At 69.3% G+C, this 17465-nt stretch carries 12 protein-coding genes and 1 riboswitch; of the genes, 7 read left to right on the top strand and 5 right to left on the bottom strand.

Annotated features, from left to right (window positions below; all coding sequences use genetic code 11):
- Positions 1-37 precede the first annotated feature (37 nt).
- Positions 38-391 carry an antibiotic biosynthesis monooxygenase family protein gene (locus I8J34_RS21060; RefSeq protein ID WP_214363607.1) on the top strand — a complete coding sequence of 118 codons (354 nt, stop codon included), beginning with the start codon at positions 38-40 and terminating at the stop codon, positions 389-391.
- 60 nt (positions 392-451) lie between these two features.
- Positions 452-823, top strand: a complete 372-nt coding sequence (locus I8J34_RS21065; protein ID WP_214363608.1) for a hypothetical protein — start codon at positions 452-454, stop codon at positions 821-823.
- Here I8J34_RS21065 and I8J34_RS21070 read toward each other — a convergent pair.
- Entirely contained in the window at positions 820-2223 is a 1404-nt protein-coding gene (locus I8J34_RS21070; RefSeq protein WP_214363609.1) for an MBL fold metallo-hydrolase RNA specificity domain-containing protein, read from the bottom strand. The genes I8J34_RS21065 and I8J34_RS21070 overlap by 4 nt on opposite strands.
- Before the next feature lie 105 nt (positions 2224-2328).
- Positions 2329-2405: riboswitch (S-adenosyl-L-homocysteine riboswitch) on the top strand.
- 76 nt (positions 2406-2481) lie between these two features.
- Between I8J34_RS21070 and metH the strand changes: the two genes are divergently transcribed.
- From metH to I8J34_RS21085, 3 genes are all read left to right on the top strand, one after another.
- Positions 2482-6171: a methionine synthase gene (metH, locus tag I8J34_RS21075; RefSeq protein WP_214363610.1), complete on the top strand. Its 3690-nt coding sequence runs from the start codon at positions 2482-2484 to the stop codon at positions 6169-6171.
- A 191-nt stretch (positions 6172-6362) separates the two neighbouring features.
- Complete coding sequence (locus I8J34_RS21080; protein ID WP_214363611.1) at positions 6363-7337, top strand: hypothetical protein; 975 nt, start codon at positions 6363-6365, stop codon at positions 7335-7337.
- A complete protein-coding gene (locus tag I8J34_RS21085; protein WP_214363612.1) occupies positions 7334-7762 on the top strand; it encodes a hypothetical protein in 429 nt (142 codons plus the stop codon). The genes I8J34_RS21080 and I8J34_RS21085 overlap by 4 nt, the downstream gene beginning before the upstream one ends.
- Here the strand turns inward: I8J34_RS21085 and I8J34_RS21090 are convergent.
- The gene (locus I8J34_RS21090) at positions 7746-8237 is read right to left on the bottom strand and encodes a hypothetical protein (RefSeq protein WP_214363613.1); all 492 of its coding nucleotides are present in this window, start codon (positions 8235-8237) and stop codon (positions 7746-7748) included. The two genes, I8J34_RS21085 and I8J34_RS21090, sit on opposite strands and share 17 nt — an antisense overlap.
- A gap of 151 nt (positions 8238-8388) precedes the next feature.
- Positions 8389-8997 carry a YitT family protein gene (locus I8J34_RS21095; protein WP_214363614.1) on the bottom strand — a complete coding sequence of 203 codons (609 nt, stop codon included), beginning with the start codon at positions 8995-8997 and terminating at the stop codon, positions 8389-8391.
- Positions 8998-9070: 73 nt separating this feature from the next.
- Between I8J34_RS21095 and I8J34_RS21100 the strand changes: the two genes are divergently transcribed.
- Both I8J34_RS21100 and I8J34_RS21105 read left to right on the top strand, forming a co-directional pair.
- Entirely contained in the window at positions 9071-10072 is a 1002-nt protein-coding gene (locus I8J34_RS21100) for a toll/interleukin-1 receptor domain-containing protein (RefSeq protein ID WP_214363615.1), read from the top strand.
- 147 nt (positions 10073-10219) lie between these two features.
- Positions 10220-13534: a PAS-domain containing protein gene (locus I8J34_RS21105; protein ID WP_230411945.1), complete on the top strand. Its 3315-nt coding sequence runs from the start codon at positions 10220-10222 to the stop codon at positions 13532-13534.
- Positions 13535-13569: 35 nt separating this feature from the next.
- On the opposite strand, the gene I8J34_RS21110 is transcribed toward I8J34_RS21105, so the two are convergent.
- Both I8J34_RS21110 and I8J34_RS21115 read right to left on the bottom strand, forming a co-directional pair.
- Positions 13570-14700, bottom strand: a complete 1131-nt coding sequence (locus tag I8J34_RS21110) for a hypothetical protein (RefSeq protein WP_214363617.1) — start codon at positions 14698-14700, stop codon at positions 13570-13572.
- 87 nt (positions 14701-14787) lie between these two features.
- Positions 14788-17454, bottom strand: a complete 2667-nt coding sequence (locus I8J34_RS21115; RefSeq protein WP_214363618.1) for a CHAT domain-containing protein — start codon at positions 17452-17454, stop codon at positions 14788-14790.
- Positions 17455-17465 lie beyond the last annotated feature (11 nt).

Below are 17465 nucleotides of genomic sequence, written 5' to 3' on the forward strand. Positions count from 1 at the left end.
CTATGGTGGGGGTGTCGACACTGGGCGAGGGGCGGCAATGTACGTGGTGGTCTATTGGTGGCGGGTCAAACCGGGCAAGGAGGCGCAGTTCCGCGAGGCCTGGCGGCGCGGCACGCGCCAGATCGCCCGTATCTACGGCGGACTCGGCTCGCGCCTGCACCAGGAACGGGACGGGCGCTTCGTCGCCATCGCCGAGTGGCCGGACGAGGCCACCTGGCAGCGCGCTTTCGACGCCCGCATGGTGTACGACGACAAGGAGGCACGGGCGATGTTCGTCGACGCCATCGCCGAAACGCCACCCGACAACAAGCCGGTGTTCACCATGACCGTCACCGACGATCTGCTCTCGCGCAGCGGCGCCTTGCCCGCTGACGATGCCGCGTCGGCGTGAATGGCGCACGCGCGGTGCGCAGTCGCTAAAGCTTTGCTTCGCCGTGCCGTTGTCCGCTCCATGAAGAAGAAGCGACGCAAACTCCTGCCGCTGGGCATCAAGAAGCGCACCACGACCGAACTGCCAGCGCTGATCGCGCTCGAGGCCATCGGTCAGCCGTGGTTTTGCGAAGCCCACCTGACCGACTTGATGGCCTTGTCGATGGTCTGCCAGGTGGCGGCCGAGCCGGGCAGCGACGAGCATGTCGCGGCGCTCGAACTCTTCGACCTGCTCGGCAAGGAGCCGCTCGACGGCACGGCCATCAAGCCGCTGGTGGTGTTCACCAACGACTGGATGCAGCGCCAGCCCAACGGACGCATCCAGGACGCGATCGACCGCCTGTTGATCGTCAGCAAGACGCCCGAAGCGGCGCCTGCCGCCGACACGCCCTAAAACACCAGGCTCTGGCCGAGCGCCGGGATCTCGCAGGCGATCTTCTTTTCCTTCCAAAGCCGGTGCGACAGCGCGTCCAGCGCCCGAGGTTCGCCGTGCACCAGCGCGACACGCGGCGTGCCCTCGAAATGCCCCAGCCAGTCGACCAGTTGCGACTGGTCGGCATGCGCCGAGAAGCCGCCGAGCGTCTCGATGCGCGCCTTGACCACGTAGTCCTCGCCGAACATCGAAATGTGCCGGGCGCCATCGACCAACTGGCGGCCGAGCGTGTTGTGCGCCTGGAAGCCGATGAAGATCAGCGCGTTGCGGGCGTTCCAGATGCGGTGCTTGAAGTGGTGGCGGATGCGCCCCCCGGTGCACATGCCGCTGCCGGCGATGATGATGGCGCCGGCCTTGATGCGGTTGACGGCCATCGACTCGTCGGTGCTGACCGCGCAGGTGAGATTCGGCAGGTAGTCTTCGAGCGAGCCGTGATGACTGCGGTGGATGTGCTTCACGTCGTCACGGTCGAGCAGCGAGAACCACCGGTCGTACAGCCGCGTGGCCTTGATCGCCATCGGGCTGTCGAGAACGATCTGCCAGCGCGCCAGCTCGCCGCGCTGGTGCAGCCGGCCCAGGTGGAACAGGATCTCCTGCGTGCGCCCGACGGCAAAGGACGGGATCATCACATTGCCGCCGCGTTCCCAGGTGTCGGCCAGGATGTCGCGCAGCTCGACCAGCGTGTTGTCCATCGAGCGATGGTTGCGGTCGCCGTAGGTGCCTTCCATCATCACCAGGTCGGCCTGCGTGAGCGTGGCCGGGTCGTTCATCAGCACCGCGTCGCTCTTGCCCAGATCGCCCGAGAACACCAGCGTCTTGCGCCGGTCCTTTTCGGTCAGCCTCAGTTCGACGATGGCCGAACCGAGGATGTGGCCGGCGTCATGAAAGCACACCGTGGCCGCCGGGCCCAGCGACCAGGTCTCGCCGTAGGCATGCGGCTGGCACAGCGCGAGCGCCTTGTGCACATCGGCGCGGCTGTAGTCGGCCTTGCGCAGCGGTTTGCCGCGGCGGCGGTTGCGCAGGTTGTCGCGCTCCAGGTCGCGCAGGTAGAGGCCGGCGGCGTCCTCCAGCATCAGTTCGAGCAGGTCGACGGTGGCCTCGGTGCAGTGGATGGGCCCGTCGAAACCGTGATTGACCAGCAGCGGCAGTCGGCCGGAGTGATCCAGATGGGCATGTGACAGCACCACAGCGTCGATGGTGCGTGGGTCGAAGGGCAGGCTGTCCTGGTGCTGGCGGTCGACGGCATCGCCGCCCTGGTGCAGCCCGCAGTCGAGCAGCACCCGGCCCAGCGCCGGGGATTCGAGCAGGTGGCAGGAGCCGGTGACTTCCTGCGCCGCGCCGTGGAAGGTGAGAGTGGCCATGCTGTCCTCCGGATCGACGAGCGCCGCCTGTCGGCGTGTGCGTTCAGGCTACCACGGTGCGCGTCGTGCCTCGACACACTCGGCCAAAGGACGTAAAATCCGCCTCTTGCTGAGGAGCGCTGCGACCCGTGGGTAGAGTTTCCGGGGCCAGGCTCAGCAACGAACAACGGCGCTCGCAAACCTTCAGCCGGTTTGCCGCGCCGTTTTCATTTGGGTGGCCCCGGCTATGATTGAGACAGCATCCCCGAGGACCGACCCATGCAAGCCGATCGCACCGCCGAACTCCAAACCCTGCTGGCCCAGCGCATCCTGATTCTGGATGGGGCGATGGGCACCATGATCCAGCAGCACAAGCTGGTCGAGGGGGATTACCGCGGCGAGCGCTTTGGCGAGCACCCGCGCGACCTCAAGGGCAACAACGATCTGCTGGTGCTGACCCGGCCGGCGGTCATCGCCGGCATCCACCGCGAGTATCTCGACGCCGGCGCCGACATCATCGAGACCTGCACCTTCAACGCCACCGAGGTGTCGCAGGCCGAATACGGGCTGGCCGAGCTGGCCTACGAGATCAACGTGGCCGGCGCGCGCCTGGTGCGCGAACTGTGCGACGAATACACCGCCAAGAACCCGGCCAAGCCGCGCTTCTGCGCTGGCGTGCTGGGCCCGACCTCGCGCACCCTGTCGATCTCGCCGGATGTGAACGATCCGGGCTTTCGCAACATCAGCTTCGACGCGCTGGTGGCCGACTACAGCAAGGCCGCGCGCGGCCTGATCGAGGGCGGCGCCGACCTGCTGCTGATCGAGACCATCTTCGACACGCTCAACGCCAAGGCGGCCGTCTTCGCCATCGAGCAGGTGTTTGCCGAGCTCGGCCAGCGTCTGCCGATCATGATCTCCGGCACCATCACCGACGCCTCGGGCCGCACGCTCTCGGGCCAGACCGCCGAGGCCTTCTGGAACTCGCTGTCGCATGCCCGGCCGCTCAGCTTCGGCCTCAACTGTGCGCTCGGCGCGGCCGAGCTGCGCCAGTATGTGGACGAGCTGTCCGGCGTGTGCGACTGCTTCGTCTCGGCCCACCCGAACGCCGGCCTGCCCAATCCGCTCTCGCCCACCGGCTATGACGAAACCCCCGAGGCGCTGGCCGGCGCGGTGGCCGAATGGGCGCGCTCCGGCCTGGTGAACATCATCGGCGGTTGCTGCGGCACCACGCCGGCGCATATCGCGGCGATCGCCCAGGCCGTCGCGGCCACCGCGCCGCGCGTAGCGCCCACGCTGGAGAAGAAACTGCGCCTGTCGGGCCTGGAGCCCTTCAACGTGGGCAAGGACTCGCTGTTCGTGAACGTCGGCGAGCGCACCAACGTGACCGGCTCGAAAGCCTTCGCCCGCATGATCCTCGAAGGCCGCTTCGATGATGCGCTGGCGGTGGCGCGCCAGCAGGTGGAGAACGGCGCCCAGGTGATCGACATCAACATGGACGAGGCGATGCTCGATTCACTCGCCGCGATGGAGAAATTCCTCAAGCTGATCGCCTCCGAGCCGGACATCTCGCGCGTGCCGATCATGCTCGATTCCTCCAAGTGGAGCGTGATCGAGGCCGGCCTCAAGTGCATCCAGGGCAAGGGGGTGGTCAACTCGATCTCGATGAAGGAGGGCGAGGCCGAGTTCCTGCGCCAGGCGCGGCTGTGCCGGCAGTACGGCGCGGCGGTGATCGTCATGGCCTTCGACGAGACCGGCCAGGCCGACACCTATGCGCGCAAGACCGAGATCTGCAAGCGCGCCTATGACTTGCTGGTCGGCATGGGCTTTCCGCCCGAAGACATCATCTTCGACCCCAACATCTTCGCCATCGCCACCGGCATTGCCGAGCATGACAACTACGCGGTCGACTTCATCGAGGCGGTGCACTGGATCCATGCCAACCTGCCGCATGCGAAAACCTCGGGCGGCGTGTCCAACGTGAGCTTCAGCTTCCGCGGCAACGACGCGGTGCGCGAGGCGATCCACACCGTGTTCCTGTTCCACGCCATCAAGGCGGGCATGAGCATGGGCATCGTCAACGCCGGCATGCTCGGGGTGTATGACGACCTCGACCCGGTGCTGCGCGACAAGGTCGAGGACGTGGTGCTCAACCGTCATCCGGGCGCCGGCGAGGCGCTGGTCGACTTCGCGCTGACGGTCAAGGAAGGCAAGGCCAAGAACGCCGGGCCGGATCTGTCCTGGCGCCAGGGTTCGGTCGAAGAGCGGCTCAAGCATGCGCTGGTCAAGGGCATCACCGACTTCGTGGTCGAGGACACCGAAGAGGTGCGCGCCACCATGGCGGCCGCCGGCAAGCCGCCGCTGGCCGTCATCGAAGGGCCGCTGATGGCTGGCATGGACGTGGTCGGCGACCTCTTCGGCGCGGGCAAGATGTTCCTGCCGCAGGTGGTCAAGTCGGCGCGCGTGATGAAGCAGGCGGTGGCCCATCTGCTGCCCTTCATCGAGGCCGAGAAGCTGCGCACCGGCGCGGCCAGCAAGGGCAAGATCATCATGGCCACGGTGAAAGGCGATGTGCACGACATCGGCAAGAACATCGTCGGTGTGGTGCTCGGCTGCAACGGCTACGAGGTGGTCGACCTCGGCGTGATGGTGCCGGCCGAGAAGATCCTGCATGCGGCGCGCGAGCATGGCGCGCAGGCCATCGGTCTGTCCGGCCTGATCACCCCCTCGCTGGAGGAGATGAGCCATGTGGCCGGCGAGATGCAGCGCCAGGGCTTCGATGTGCCGCTCCTGATCGGCGGCGCCACCACCAGCCGCGCCCACACCGCGATCAAGATCGCCCCGCATTACCAGCAACCCGTGGTGTATGTGCCCGACGCCTCGCGCGCGGTCGGCGTGGTGACTGCGCTGCTCTCCGAAGGCGGCGCCGAGGACTTCAAGACCCAGCTGGCTGTCGACTACGAGAAGATCCGCGCCCAGCATGCCAACAAGAAAGGCGCCACGCTGGTCAGCCTGGAGGCGGCGCGTGCCAACGCCTACGACCCGCTCAGCCTGCCCGGCTATACGCCCTTCGAGCCCAACACCACCGGCGTGATGGCCATGGATGTCGATCTGGACGATCTGCGCGACTACATCGACTGGGGCCCCTTCTTCCAGACCTGGGACCTGGCCGGCAAATTCCCGCAGATCCTCGACGACGAGGTGGTCGGCGAAACCGCGCGCAACGTGTTCGCCGATGCCAAGGAAATGCTCGAGCTGATCATTGCCCAGGAGTGGCTGCAGGCCAAGGCGGTGTTCGGGATCTTCCCCGCCAACCGGGTGGGTGACGACATCGAGCTCTACACCGATGAGACGCGCGCCACGCCGCTGATGACTTGGTACGGCCTGCGCCAACAGCACGAGCGCCCCAGCGGCAAGCCGCACTGGTGTTTGGCCGACTTCATCGCGGCCAAGGATTCGGGCGTCAAGGACTGGTGCGGCGCCTTCGCCGTCACTGCCGGGTTGGGCATCGAACTCAAGCTGGCCGAGTACGAAGCGGCGCATGACGACTACCACGCGATCATGCTCAAGTCCCTGGCCGACCGCCTCGCCGAGGCCACCGCCGAGTGGCTGCATGCACGGGTGCGCAAGGAGTTCTGGGGCTACGCCGCCGACGAGACGCTGGACAACGAGGCGCTGATTCGCGAACAGTATCGCGGCATCCGCCCGGCGCCCGGCTACCCCGCCTGCCCGGACCACACCGTCAAGGCCGCGCTGTTCGAGCTGCTCGACGCGCCGGTCAATGCCGGCATGGGCATCACCGAATCGATGGCCATGACGCCGGCCGCCTCGGTCAGCGGCTTCTACTTCTCGCACCCCGAGAGCCACTACTTCGCCGTCACCAAGATCGGCGACGACCAGCTGGCCGACTGGGCGCGCCGCACCGGTCTCAGCGTGGACGCCGCCCGCCGCTGGCTCGCACCGCTGCTGTGAGGATGCCTGCCGGAGGCGTGCTGCCACGCATGCCCCCGGCGCCTTGACCGCCCTCGGGCGTGATGCGCTGGCTGCGCGATGCGGGTTGAGGCGAGCCAGGTCTTGACCTCGACGATCAGGCGGCCATACTGAACGGCGTACGACGCCGGTGTATGGCGTCCGCATTTTCGTCACTGATCGAGGTCCATCCCATGTCTTTTGCTTGCCGCGCCACCTTGCCGCTGGCGCTCGTCGCGCTGTGCCTGACCTCCACCGCCCAGGCGGCCGGCACGGGGGTGCGGGGGCCGTCCACGGCGGCGGCCGATGCCTCCGAGATCCAGACGCTCGCCACCGGCCTCATCGATCTCAACCCGTCGCGCACGCCGGTCAGCACCGTCCATGGCTACGACTCGATCACCAGCATCAGCGTCGATGCCGATAACGGCATCATCAAGGGCTATGCCGAGTTCGATCTGCCCAGTGACAGTTCCCTGCCCTTGTCCGCGACGATCGGCTCGGCCGTGCAAGGCTCGCTGCACTCGCCGCTCACCTTCATCGGCGGCACCGGTCCGCAGACGGTCACTGCCGAACTGCGCTTCGATGGCAGTTTCGCGGCACTGCGCGGGCTGCCCACCTTCAGCCTGACCGGCAACATCACCGCCACCAGCTTCACCACGGCACCCTTCACCCAATCGCTGTATCAATCCCAACTGAGCTTCCTGATGAGTGCCGTGACGCCGAACTACGCGCCGGAGGTACTCATGCTCGGCCACGAAAGCCAGACCGCCGGCGGGGTGACCACCGACACGCCGTTCTATGCCGGCGCCACCCAGGTGGCCGTCAGCAGCAGCGCCGCCGCGCTCGACGCCATCGTTCGGCTCAGCTTCGACGTCATGCCCGGCCTGGCCTACAACATCAACAGCTTCGTCAACGGCCTCGTCACCGCCGAACCGGGCAGCCAGCAGACGAGCACCCATGGCGACCTGCTGTCCTCGGCCGGGGTGCTCGATTTCTCTCACACCGCGCGGCTCGCGCTGTATGTGCCGCAAGGTGTGACGGTGGTGGGTGACTCCTTGGTCAATCAGATCGTCGTCACCGCCGTGCCCGAGCCGCAGGCGGCCGGCATGCTGCTGGCCGGGCTGCTCACGCTCGGCGCCATCGTACGTCGTCGGACGGTGCGCCGGTGAGCGCGGCCGGCCGCGACTTTCCGCCCGAGGCGCGCGCGGCCCTCGACGCCGGGCGCCTGATCGAAGCGATCAAGATCGTGCGCGAGACGCACGGCCTCGGGTTGGCCGAGGCCAAGGCCTGGGTCGAGGCCGAGCGCGAGGCGCCGGGCACCGCGGCGCCCGCCGCGGGCCGCTCCGACGACGAACTACCCGCGGCCGCCCGCGCGGCGTTGGCCGGCGGGCGGGTCATCGACGCCATCAAGATCGTGCGCACCGAGCGCGGCCTCGGCCTGAAAGCGGCCAAGGAACTGGTGGATCGTCATGTCGCCCGCAGCGGCACGCCGATCGGCCATGCCGCGCCGGGCGAGCGGCAATCGGCGCTGGTGTGGTTGCTGCTGCTGGCGGTGCTGGTCGCCGGTGGCGCGTGGGTCATTTTCGGCGGCTGAGGCCATGCTCCGGGCGGCGCCCGGCCTGGACGCCGGCCGGCTCGTCCGGGCCATCGACCAGGACCACCGCCTGTGTCCCATACGGGACCAGTTGCCCGCCGTTGGCCGCCTGCCAGGCACGGGCCTCGGCATGGCTTGAAAACCAGCGGTTCGGGTAGGGCAGATCGGCGGCGCGCAGCCCCCAATGCACTGCCGCCTCGGGCAGCGCCGTGTTGCGGCTGGTGAGCACGGCCGGCCAGTCGTCGAAGCCGCTTTCACGGGCGACCGTGGTCAGGCAGTGCTTGAGTCGGACCTGTGCGCGCTGCCGATGGAGCGTGCTCAGGCTCAAATCGCCGAACAGTTTTGCCGCATGCAGGCGGCGCAGGGCGGGCAAGGCGTCGGTCAGGGTGTCCGAGCGGGCGGCCTTGCACAGGCGTTTGGCCTCGCGGCGGGCGCGGTGGGCCAGGGGCAGGTCGTGAGTGGGGGATGCGGGCATACCGGTCTCCATGAGCGCAGCTTCTCGCAAGGCGGGCGCGGGGACGGTATCAGGGATCGGTGGTGACGACGGCGGATGCGTGAGCTTTCGCGAGACGGGGCGCTCCGCCAGCGCAACCCGGGCGCAGACTAGCACGGCCGGCCGTGCCGGCTCAACAGCCCAGGTAGCGTCCGCGGCGGTGGTTGACGCCGATCACCATGTTCAGCGCCGCCGAGGCGAGCACCGACAGCGCCGCCGCCTGCAGGCCGATGATCACCGTCGCGGCGCCGAGAATCACCAGATCCATCAGCATCTGCACCGTGCCGGCGCGCCAGCCGCGGGTCTCCTGCAGATACACCGCCAGCACGCCGAGCCCGCCCAGGCTGGCGCGGTGGCGGATCAGCACCAGCAAGCCGTTGCCCACCAGCAGCCCACCGACCACGGCGGCGAAGATGCCGTTCATGCGGTCGATGTGGATCAGCTGCGGCAGCCATTCGCTGAGCACCGACAAGGTGGCCACCGAGGCGAAGGTCTTGAGCGTGAAGGCCCGCCCCATGCCGCGCCAGGCCAGCACATAGAAGGGCAGGTTGAAGGCGAAGAACAGGGTGCCGAAGTTCAGCCCCGAGGCGTAGTGGGCCAGGTAGGCGACGCCGACGGTGCCGCCCATGGGGATGTCGGCGGTGCGGAACAAGAGCACGCCGACCGCCACCAGGGTGCTGCCGATGAGCACCGCGAGGACGTCTTCGTAGGGGTGGTGCGGGGCGGTCGGCGGTGGGGTCATGGCAGGGGCGGGGCGGCAAAGAGCGACATGATACCGGCTCGGGCCCGGCTCGCCTGCGGGATGAAATCCGGCTATGGTGAAACGACAGCCGAATCACCATGAATGGACCGGGGGTGCGCGCATGCAGGGGATCTTCGTCAGCTATCGACGCCAGGACAGCCAGAGCGCGGCCGGTCGCCTGAGCGACCACTTGCGGGACCACCTGACCGGCGTGCCGATCTTCCGCGACGTGGAGACCATCGAGCCGGGCGTCGATTTCGTCGAGGCCATCGAGCGGGCGCTGAGCAATTGCGGGGTGCTGGTGGCCGTCATCGGGCCACGCTGGCTCGACGCCGTCGATGCCGAGGGCCGGCGCCGGCTGGCGCATCCGGACGACTACACGCGCATCGAGATCGCCACCGCCCTGAAGCGCGACGGGGTGCGCGTCATCCCGGTGCTGGTCGAGGGCGCGCAGATGCCCGCCTCGGACGCGCTGCCCGACGATCTGGCGTCGCTGGCGCGGCGCAATGCGATCGAGCTGACCGATCGGCGCTGGGAATACGATGTGTCCCAACTGGTCGATACCCTGCGCAAAGTGCTCGACTTGGCGCCGCCCGAGCCCACACCTGAACCGGAACCGCCCCCGGCACCGGCGGCCCGGGGCGGCTGGGTCAAATGGGCAGTCATCGGGGTGCTGGGGCTGGGCGTGATCGGCTGGCTGGCCGAAGCGCCGGGCGATTATGTGATCCGCTCGGAACCGGGCCAGTCGACGGATCTGGTGATACGCCCCGCCGCCGAGGTCGCAGACCCCGTGGCGCTGGTCGATCTGTCCGGCCACTGGCGCGACGAGGAGGGGGGCCAGTTCGAGCTGGTCCAGCGCGGCACCCGCTTCGATGTGCGCGGCATGACGCCGGACGGCCCGGTCGAGGGCCGTGGCGAGGTGCAGGGCCAGCGCGGGCAGACGGTGTACTGGCTCAACGGTGCCGAAATGCATGCCAGCTTCACGATTCTGGACAACGGCAACCGGCTCGAAGCGTCCGTGGTCGATCCGCACAGCGGCACGCGCGAGCGCGCGGTGCTGTACCGCCTGCGCTGAACATCCGCCCGCAAGTTTTCGCCGACCCCGCCGTTAACCGTCGAACGCATTCGGGCGAAGTACCGGCGAGGTGCCGGCCGCTCGTTGTCGATGCGGACGGCTGTGTGTTTGGGGGGCGGTGTGTCGGCGCTGGTGCTTTCTTCGGTGATGTTGTCGCTGGGTGTGGTGGCGCTGCTGTGGGCCATCAGCCGGGGGCATGCGCTGCACGCCGCGCGGGCACGGTGCGCCCGCCTCGAAACCATCCTGAATCACCTGCCGGCCGGCGTCACGCTGGTCGATGAGCGGCTCGACCTCGTCGAGCATAACCCGGCCTTCGGGCGCCTGCTCGATCTGCCGGACGCGCTGCTGGCCGATGGGCAGCTCACGCTCGAAAAGGTGCTCCGTTTCAATGCCGAGCGCGGCGAGTATGGCGTGGGGCCGGTCGACCAGGAGGTCGAGCGACGGTTGCGCGACCGGACCGGGCGCAAGCCGTTCCGCTACCAGCGGGTGCGCCATGATGGAATGGTGCTGGAGATCCAGGGCACGCCCCTGCCCGACGGCGGCTTGGTCACCATCTTCTCCGACGTCACCGATCGGCATCAGGCCGAAGCGGCGCTGGCACGCGAAAGCTTCGACCTGCAGACCATTCTCGACCATCTGCCGCAGGGCCTCTCGGTGTTCGACGACCAGCTGCGTCTGCGCCGCTGGAACCGGGTGTTTCTGGACGTGCTGGAGTTGCCCGAGTCGGCCGTCTATGAAGGTGTGCCCTTCGAAGAGCTGATCATGTATCCGGCCCGGCGCGGCGAATACGGCCCGGGCGACCCCGCTGAGCTGGTGCGTCAGCGCAAGGCGCTGGCGCTCGAATTCCAGCCGCACCGGATCGAGCGCACCCGGCCCAACGGCCGCACCCACCTGATCGAAGGCATGCCGATGCAGCGCGACGGGCGCACGGTGGGCTTCGTCGCGAGCTATACCGACATCACCGAGCGCAAGCGGGACGAAGAGGTGTTGCGCGCCAAGCATGATGTGTTGCAGACCCTCGTCGACAACATCCCCTGCGGCGTGACGGTGATCGATGCCGATCTGCGCCTGGCGCTGTTCAACGATCTGGTGCTCGATCTGGTCGGCTTCCCGCGCGCACTGGCCGAGCAGCGGCCGCACTTTTCCGAGGTCATCCGCTTCAACGCCGAGCGGGGCGAATACGGCGAGGTGGACGTGGACGCCAAGGTCGCCAAGATGGTCGCGCTGGCGCAGCATCCGGTCCCCCATTCGCTCGAACGCACCCGCGCCAACGGCCAGGTGCTCGAAGTGCGCGGTGTGCCCTTGCCCGGCGGCGGCTTCGTCAGCGTGTATACCGACATCACCGAGCGGCGGCGCATGGAGACCGCGCTGCAGCGGCGCAGTGCTTACCTGCAGGCGATTCTCGACCAGCTGCCGCAAGGCATTTCGGTCTTCGACGAAAACCTGCGGCTCAAGCACTGGAACGACAAGTTCATCGACGTGCTCGAGTTGCCCGACGCGGCGGTCCGCCCGGACGCCTCCTTCGAAGAGCTGATCCGCATTCCGGCCATCCGGGGCGAATACGGCCCGGGCGACCCCGAGGCGCAGGTGCGCGAGCGTCGGGACAAGGCGCTGCGCTTCGAGCACCACCGCTTCACCCGCAGCCGGCCGAACGGGCGCACCCATCTGGTCGAAGGCCAGCCGATGACGGTCGACGGCGTGGCCGTCGGCTTCATCACCACCTACACCGACATCACCGACCACATGCAGGTGGAGCAGGAGCTGCGCACCCGCAACGCGGTGTTCCGCACGCTGGTCGACAACATCCCCGGCGGCGTGTCCCTGTTCGACGGCGAGTTGAATCTGGTGGCCGCCAACGACGCCTTCCGGCGCCTGCTCGAATTCCCCGAGGCGGTGCTGGCGCGCACGCCGGTCACGCTCGAATCGCTGTACCGCTTCAACGCCGAGCGGGGCGAATACGGCCCGTGCGATGTCGAGGCCAAGGTCAAGGAGCTGCTCGAGCGCGCCGCCCGCTTCGAGCCGCATCAGTTCGAGCGCACGCGGCCCAACGGCACGGTGCTCGAGGTGCGCGGCCTGCCGCTGCCCGGCGGCGGCTTCGTCACCATCTACACCGATGTGACCGAGCACAAGCGGGCCATGGAGGCGATCGAGCGCCTGGCCCACCAGGATGCCCTGACCGGGCTGGACAACCGCTACACCCTCGAATCCAGGCTCGACCAGTCGATTGCCGATGCGCGGCGCAACGGCCGCAAGCTGGCGCTGATGTTCATCGACATGGACAACTTCAAGGCCATCAACGACTCGCTCGGCCATGCGGTGGGCGACGAATTCCTCAAGGCCATCGCCCAGCGCCTGCGCGCCAGCGCCCGCGAAAGCGATATCGTGGCCCGCCCCGGTGGCGACGAATTCGTGCTCGCGCTGACCAACATCGCGGCCGTGTCGTCGGCAGTGCGGGTGGTGACCGAGCTGTTCGAAGCGCTGGCCGAACCGGTGACGGTCGGCGGCCAGCAGATCACGCCCTCGGCCTCGGTCGGTATCGCGGTTTTTCCGGACGACGGCGAAGACCGCGTGGCGCTGATGAAGCATGCCGACATCGCCATGTATTCGGCCAAGAGCGCCGGGCGCGACGGCTACCGCTTCTTCGACGCCGCCATGACCGAGGCCGCCGACGAGCGCCTGCGCCTCGAGGCCGACCTGCGCCAGGCCCTCAAGCGCGGCGAATTCGTGCTGCACTTCCAGCCCAAGATCGCCTCGCCCAGCAAACGCGTGGTCGGCTTCGAGGCGCTGATCCGCTGGCTCAGGCCCGACGGCACCCTGATCGCACCGGGCCGGTTCATTCCGCTGGCCGAAGAGACCGGCCTGATCGGCGCGATCGGCGAATGGGCCATGCACACCGCCTGCCAGACGCTCCGGCGTTGGCGCGAGGCGGGGCTGTGCAATCTGAGCATGTCGGTCAACCTGTCGGCGCGTCAGCTGCGAAACCCGGCCCTGATCGTCCAGGTCAAGCGGGCCTTGGCCGAAAGCGGCATTCCGCCCGGCCTGCTGGAGTTCGAGATCACCGAATCGGTGGCCATGGAAGACCCGTCGCGCACCATCGGCAGCCTGCGCGCGCTCAAGGCGCTGGGGCTGGTGCTGTCGATCGACGATTTCGGCACCGGCTACTCCTCGCTGGCCTATCTCAAGCTGCTGCCGATCGACCGCCTCAAGCTCGATCGCACCTTCGTCACCGATATCGAAACCGACCCCAACGACGCGGCCATCTGCGCCGCCACCATCCGGCTGGCCCACACCCTGGGCCTGAGCGTGGTGGCCGAGGGGGTGGAGACCCAGGCCCAGGCCGCCTATCTGGCCGGGCTCGAATGCGACGAGATGCAGGGCTACTACTACGCCCGGCCGCTGCCCGAGGCCGAGGCGCGGCATTTCATCGTCCACGGACTGAACTGCGGCGAGCCGATGATCTGATCGCCGGGCCGCCGGCAGGTGCCGGCGCGCCCCGGCTAGATCGCCGACTCGGCCGTCGGCCCCAGGCCCAGCCGACCGCTCAGCCGGGCGATCAGGGCCTGCATGCCCGACGGCGTGAGCTCGGGCGCACCGACCAGGACATCGGCGGCACGCCGCGCGGGGCCGGCCAGACCGAGGGCGGCGCAGGCGGTATACACGGCGAACACATTGCGTTGCGGCAGGCCCAGGTGCCCGGCCAGTTCGAGCAGCGGCTGCGGGTGGTCGAGCCACAGCGCGGCGATGCGCAGCGCATGCGGCAGCGGCGCCAGGGCGTTGAGATCGGGCCAGTGCTTCAGATACACCGGCTGGTCGAGCGGGGTGCCGTGCGGCACCCGGCCGCGGGCGGTCCACAGCGCCACTTTCCACAGCAGCGCGTCGCGCCGCGTGCCGTCCGCGGCGGCGTCGACGTCGGCCGGGCGCAGGCGCACCTCGCTGTCGCTCAGACCGACCACACACAGCGAGCGCAGGGCGCGGTCGGCCATGTCGACACGGACCACGCCATTGCCGGGCGGCACGATCCAGGTGCCCCAGACGCCGCTCAAGGCGACGGCCCGGCCGTCGGCATCGGCCTGCGCGGCCGCCCGCTGCAGATGGCCTTGCAGGAAATCGTCGGGGGCATACCAGGCGCGTGCCCAGGCGCCGGGGTCGTCGGGCGGGACATCCTGGGCCAAGCCGACCAGCTGGCTGGTGCTTTTATCCTCGAGCGCGGCGACGCTGGCGGCGACGGGCGCGGCGGGCGGTGCGGTGCACACCGACTCGGCCACCGGATCGTCGCTCAGGCGCAGCCGCCGGCGCACGCTGAGCAGGGCCCGGGCCATGCCGCGGGCGCGCAGCGGCTTGCGCACGAACAGCGCTTCGTTGGTGTGATTGACGCTCAATTCGATGATCGGCACATTCGGCCAGCGCAGGCGGGCGTCATGCAGCCGGCGGGTGGCATCGCCACGGTCCAGGTCGATCAGGATGGCTTGGGCGCGCGGCGCCTCGACCAGCACGCAGCGCGATTTGAGGCCGACGCGGAAGAACTCGCGCAGCATGTCGTGGGAGCGCTCGTCCATCCACGGGGCGGCAATCTTGACCGGGTCGGGCATCGGTGCGCGGTCGGCGGGTGTGTCGTCAAAGGCATCCATGGGGCGCAGTCCAGGCTGGGAGAAAGAGTCCATTGTCATTAAAACGACTTGATGACAATGGACTTTAGCCCGGGATGCGCCCTGGCGCTACCGTCGCGCCGGCGGGAGCACCAGCACCTGCCCCGGATGAATGCGGTCCGGGTCGTCGATGCGCTGCGCGTTGTGGCGCTGGATGTGGCGCCACAGCTGCGGGTCGCCATAAATGCGCGCGGCGATGCGCCACAGCGAATCGCCTGGCTGCACATGGTAGTCCAGCGCATTGGCGCCGGTGCTCTGGCTCAGCGGCACCCACAGCACCTGGCCGACGCGCAGTCGGTCCGGGTTGCGGATCGGCTCGCCGCGGGCCACGCCCAGTTCGATGGCGCCGTTGTGGGTGCGCACCAGCCGCGGCCAGTTGCCGCCGTCGCCAGTGAGGCGGCGGGCGATGCCCCACAGCGTGTCGCCGCGGCGCACGGTGTAGCCCATGCGCGGCTCGGACGGGCCGGCCGCGGCGGTGACCATGTCCTCCCCGCCGAGAATGAGGCCCCGGAGCGCCGGATTGCGTTCGATGGCCGCGGCGAGCGCGGCGCGCCCGTCCGGCAGCTTGTCCCGGATGGCCGCCCGAACGGCCGGGTCCGGCGCGAGGGTGGCAATCGCCCCGGCGAGTTCGGACACCCGTGCCTCGTCGCCGGCGATCATCGCGGTTTCCGAGCGCTTCATCAGCGCTTCGAGCAGTTGCCGGCGGGCGTCTTCCGCAGCCACGCTGGTTGCCGTGAATTCGTCCGGCGTCGGCATCGACTGCAGGCGCGTCAATGCCGCCTCGACCTCGTTGTTGTCCAGTTGCCGGGCGATCTCGGCATAGGCCGCGCGGCGCGCCTCGGGAGAGTCCGCGGTGGGCGCCGCCGACGGGGTTTCCGGTTCGCTGTCGGGGGCGGTGTCCTTGCCCACCGGCGCCGGCGCGGGCTGGACCGGCGGTGCCGAGCCGGCCAGCTCGCCGCTCATGTCGCCGACCTGCTCGCGCACGGCGGTGCCGAACAGCCACCAGCCGCCGGCCCCCAGCAGCACCAGGCCGATTGCCCCGGCGATCAGCGCGCCGCGGCCGCGCCGTGCCACCGGCGGGGTGGCCTGCGGCGCTGGCGCCGTAGGCGCTGAAGGCGGAGGCGGCGGGGGGGCTTCGGCGGGCGGCGCGGCGGCCGGGGCGCTCAGATCGAACAGGCGCCCGTCCGGCGTGCGCATGTGCAGCGCCGGGGCGCCCCAGGCCACCGCTTCGCCGCGGGCATAGAGAAAGGCGCGCGCCGAGTTGAGCGCGGCGTCGACCGGCTGGCCGGCCGCCAGATAGCGGTAGAAATGGCGCGCCAACGCCACCGCGACCGCGTCGGGCACCGGGAACTGCATGGCGATGACGGCCGGCAGGCCGCGCCGGATCAGGCCCTGCGCCATGCCGCCGAAGGGGTCGCGCGCCGATACCGTGGCGCCCATGCAGCTGTTGAGGAACACCAGGCGCAGCGTGCCCAGGTGGTTGCGCAGCAAGACCCCGAGCTGACGGCCGCTGACCGGCGCGCTGCGGCCGGGCTCGGTGTCGGATTCGAGCATCAGCACGCCGTCGTCGCCGACGAAATCGCCATGGCCGATCAGGTGCAGCACATGCGGCCGGGTGGCGAGCAGGGCGTCGTCGAGGCGCTCCAGGCTGGCGTGGTCCACATGATGGGTTTCGATCACGCCGGTCGTGCACAGCTCGGCCAGGGCGCGGTCGAGCTGGGCCAGCTCGGCGCCGACCGCCAGTTCGGGCCGGTCGGTCGGCGTGGCCACGGCCACCAGCAGGCGCAGCGGCGGGGTGACGGTGAGCGTCGGCGCGGCCGCGTCCACATCCAGCCAGCGCACTACCGGCTTCATGCGGTCGGAGCACAGGAAGTCGTCATGGCGCGGGCTGTAGAGGAATTCCCAGGGCAGGCGCGCCAGCTCGGGGGCGTCGGTGGTGTTGATGACGATGCGCACGCCGTCGCCGCGCTGCGGGTCGATGCCGCGCAGGCTGGCGTCGAGGCAGGCGCCCAGCGGCGAGTCGAACAGCGCGGCATACAGCGCCTGGCCGATCTGGCGCGCGTTGGCGTCGGCCGGCAGCAGCGCGTCGAGGGCAGTGTCGCTCTGGGCGCGGCGGGCGGAGCCTTCGATGGCGCCGGCGCCCTGCCACAGCGTGTGTTCGAGCGCGGCCGGGTCGAGCGCCATGGCCGCGGCGGCATGCGCGCCGGCGGGTGATTCGGGCACGGCCAGCGAATAGGCGCCGGCCGGGTCGCGGCCGAAGCGCAGTTGCACCGAGCGGTAGCGCACCCGCCCGGCGTCTACCGTCGGGGCGGCTTCGGGTTCGGGCTCGACGGCCGTCTGCTGGCGTACGCGGTCCTGCACTTCGAGCACCACTTCGGCGCTGAGGTTGCCTTCGGGCTGCATCAGCGTCAGCGCGCGCAGGTAGGCGGGGATGGTGTCGAGCGGGGTGGGCGCGACCATCACCGGCAGTACATGCCAGCCCGGCGTCGGCCACTTTCGGCTGGCGATCTTCAGTTCGGTACGGGTGTAGTGGCCGTCGGCCACGGCGGCCGGCGAGACCAGGAAGATGAACAGCTCGCAGTCGGCGATGGCCTGGCGGATGCGGTCATCGTAGCTGGCGCCGGCGGGCAGGTCTTCGCGGTCGAAGAACACTTCGTGCCCCGCCGCCTGCAGCCGGCAGCACAGGTCGTCGGCGATGCTGCGGTAGTCCGAAGCGTAGGACAGGAAGAGGTTCAACGGCGGTCTCG

Source organism: Denitromonas iodatirespirans, assembly GCF_018524365.1.
Taxonomy (GTDB): domain Bacteria; phylum Pseudomonadota; class Gammaproteobacteria; order Burkholderiales; family Rhodocyclaceae; genus Nitrogeniibacter; species Nitrogeniibacter iodatirespirans.

Coding starts and splice junctions, on each gene's coding strand:
- I8J34_RS21060 (WP_214363607.1), top strand. CDS start 38: ATGTACGTGGTGGTCTATTGGTGGCGGGTCAAACCGGGCAAGGAGGCG.
- I8J34_RS21065 (WP_214363608.1), top strand. CDS start 452: ATGAAGAAGAAGCGACGCAAACTCCTGCCGCTGGGCATCAAGAAGCGC.
- I8J34_RS21070 (WP_214363609.1), bottom strand. CDS start 2,223: ATGGCCACTCTCACCTTCCACGGCGCGGCGCAGGAAGTCACCGGCTCC.
- metH (WP_214363610.1), top strand. CDS start 2,482: ATGCAAGCCGATCGCACCGCCGAACTCCAAACCCTGCTGGCCCAGCGC.
- I8J34_RS21080 (WP_214363611.1), top strand. CDS start 6,363: ATGTCTTTTGCTTGCCGCGCCACCTTGCCGCTGGCGCTCGTCGCGCTG.
- I8J34_RS21090 (WP_214363613.1), bottom strand. CDS start 8,237: ATGCCCGCATCCCCCACTCACGACCTGCCCCTGGCCCACCGCGCCCGC.
- I8J34_RS21095 (WP_214363614.1), bottom strand. CDS start 8,997: ATGACCCCACCGCCGACCGCCCCGCACCACCCCTACGAAGACGTCCTC.
- I8J34_RS21100 (WP_214363615.1), top strand. CDS start 9,071: ATGGTGAAACGACAGCCGAATCACCATGAATGGACCGGGGGTGCGCGC.
- I8J34_RS21105 (WP_230411945.1), top strand. CDS start 10,220: ATGTTGTCGCTGGGTGTGGTGGCGCTGCTGTGGGCCATCAGCCGGGGG.
- I8J34_RS21110 (WP_214363617.1), bottom strand. CDS start 14,700: ATGGATGCCTTTGACGACACACCCGCCGACCGCGCACCGATGCCCGAC.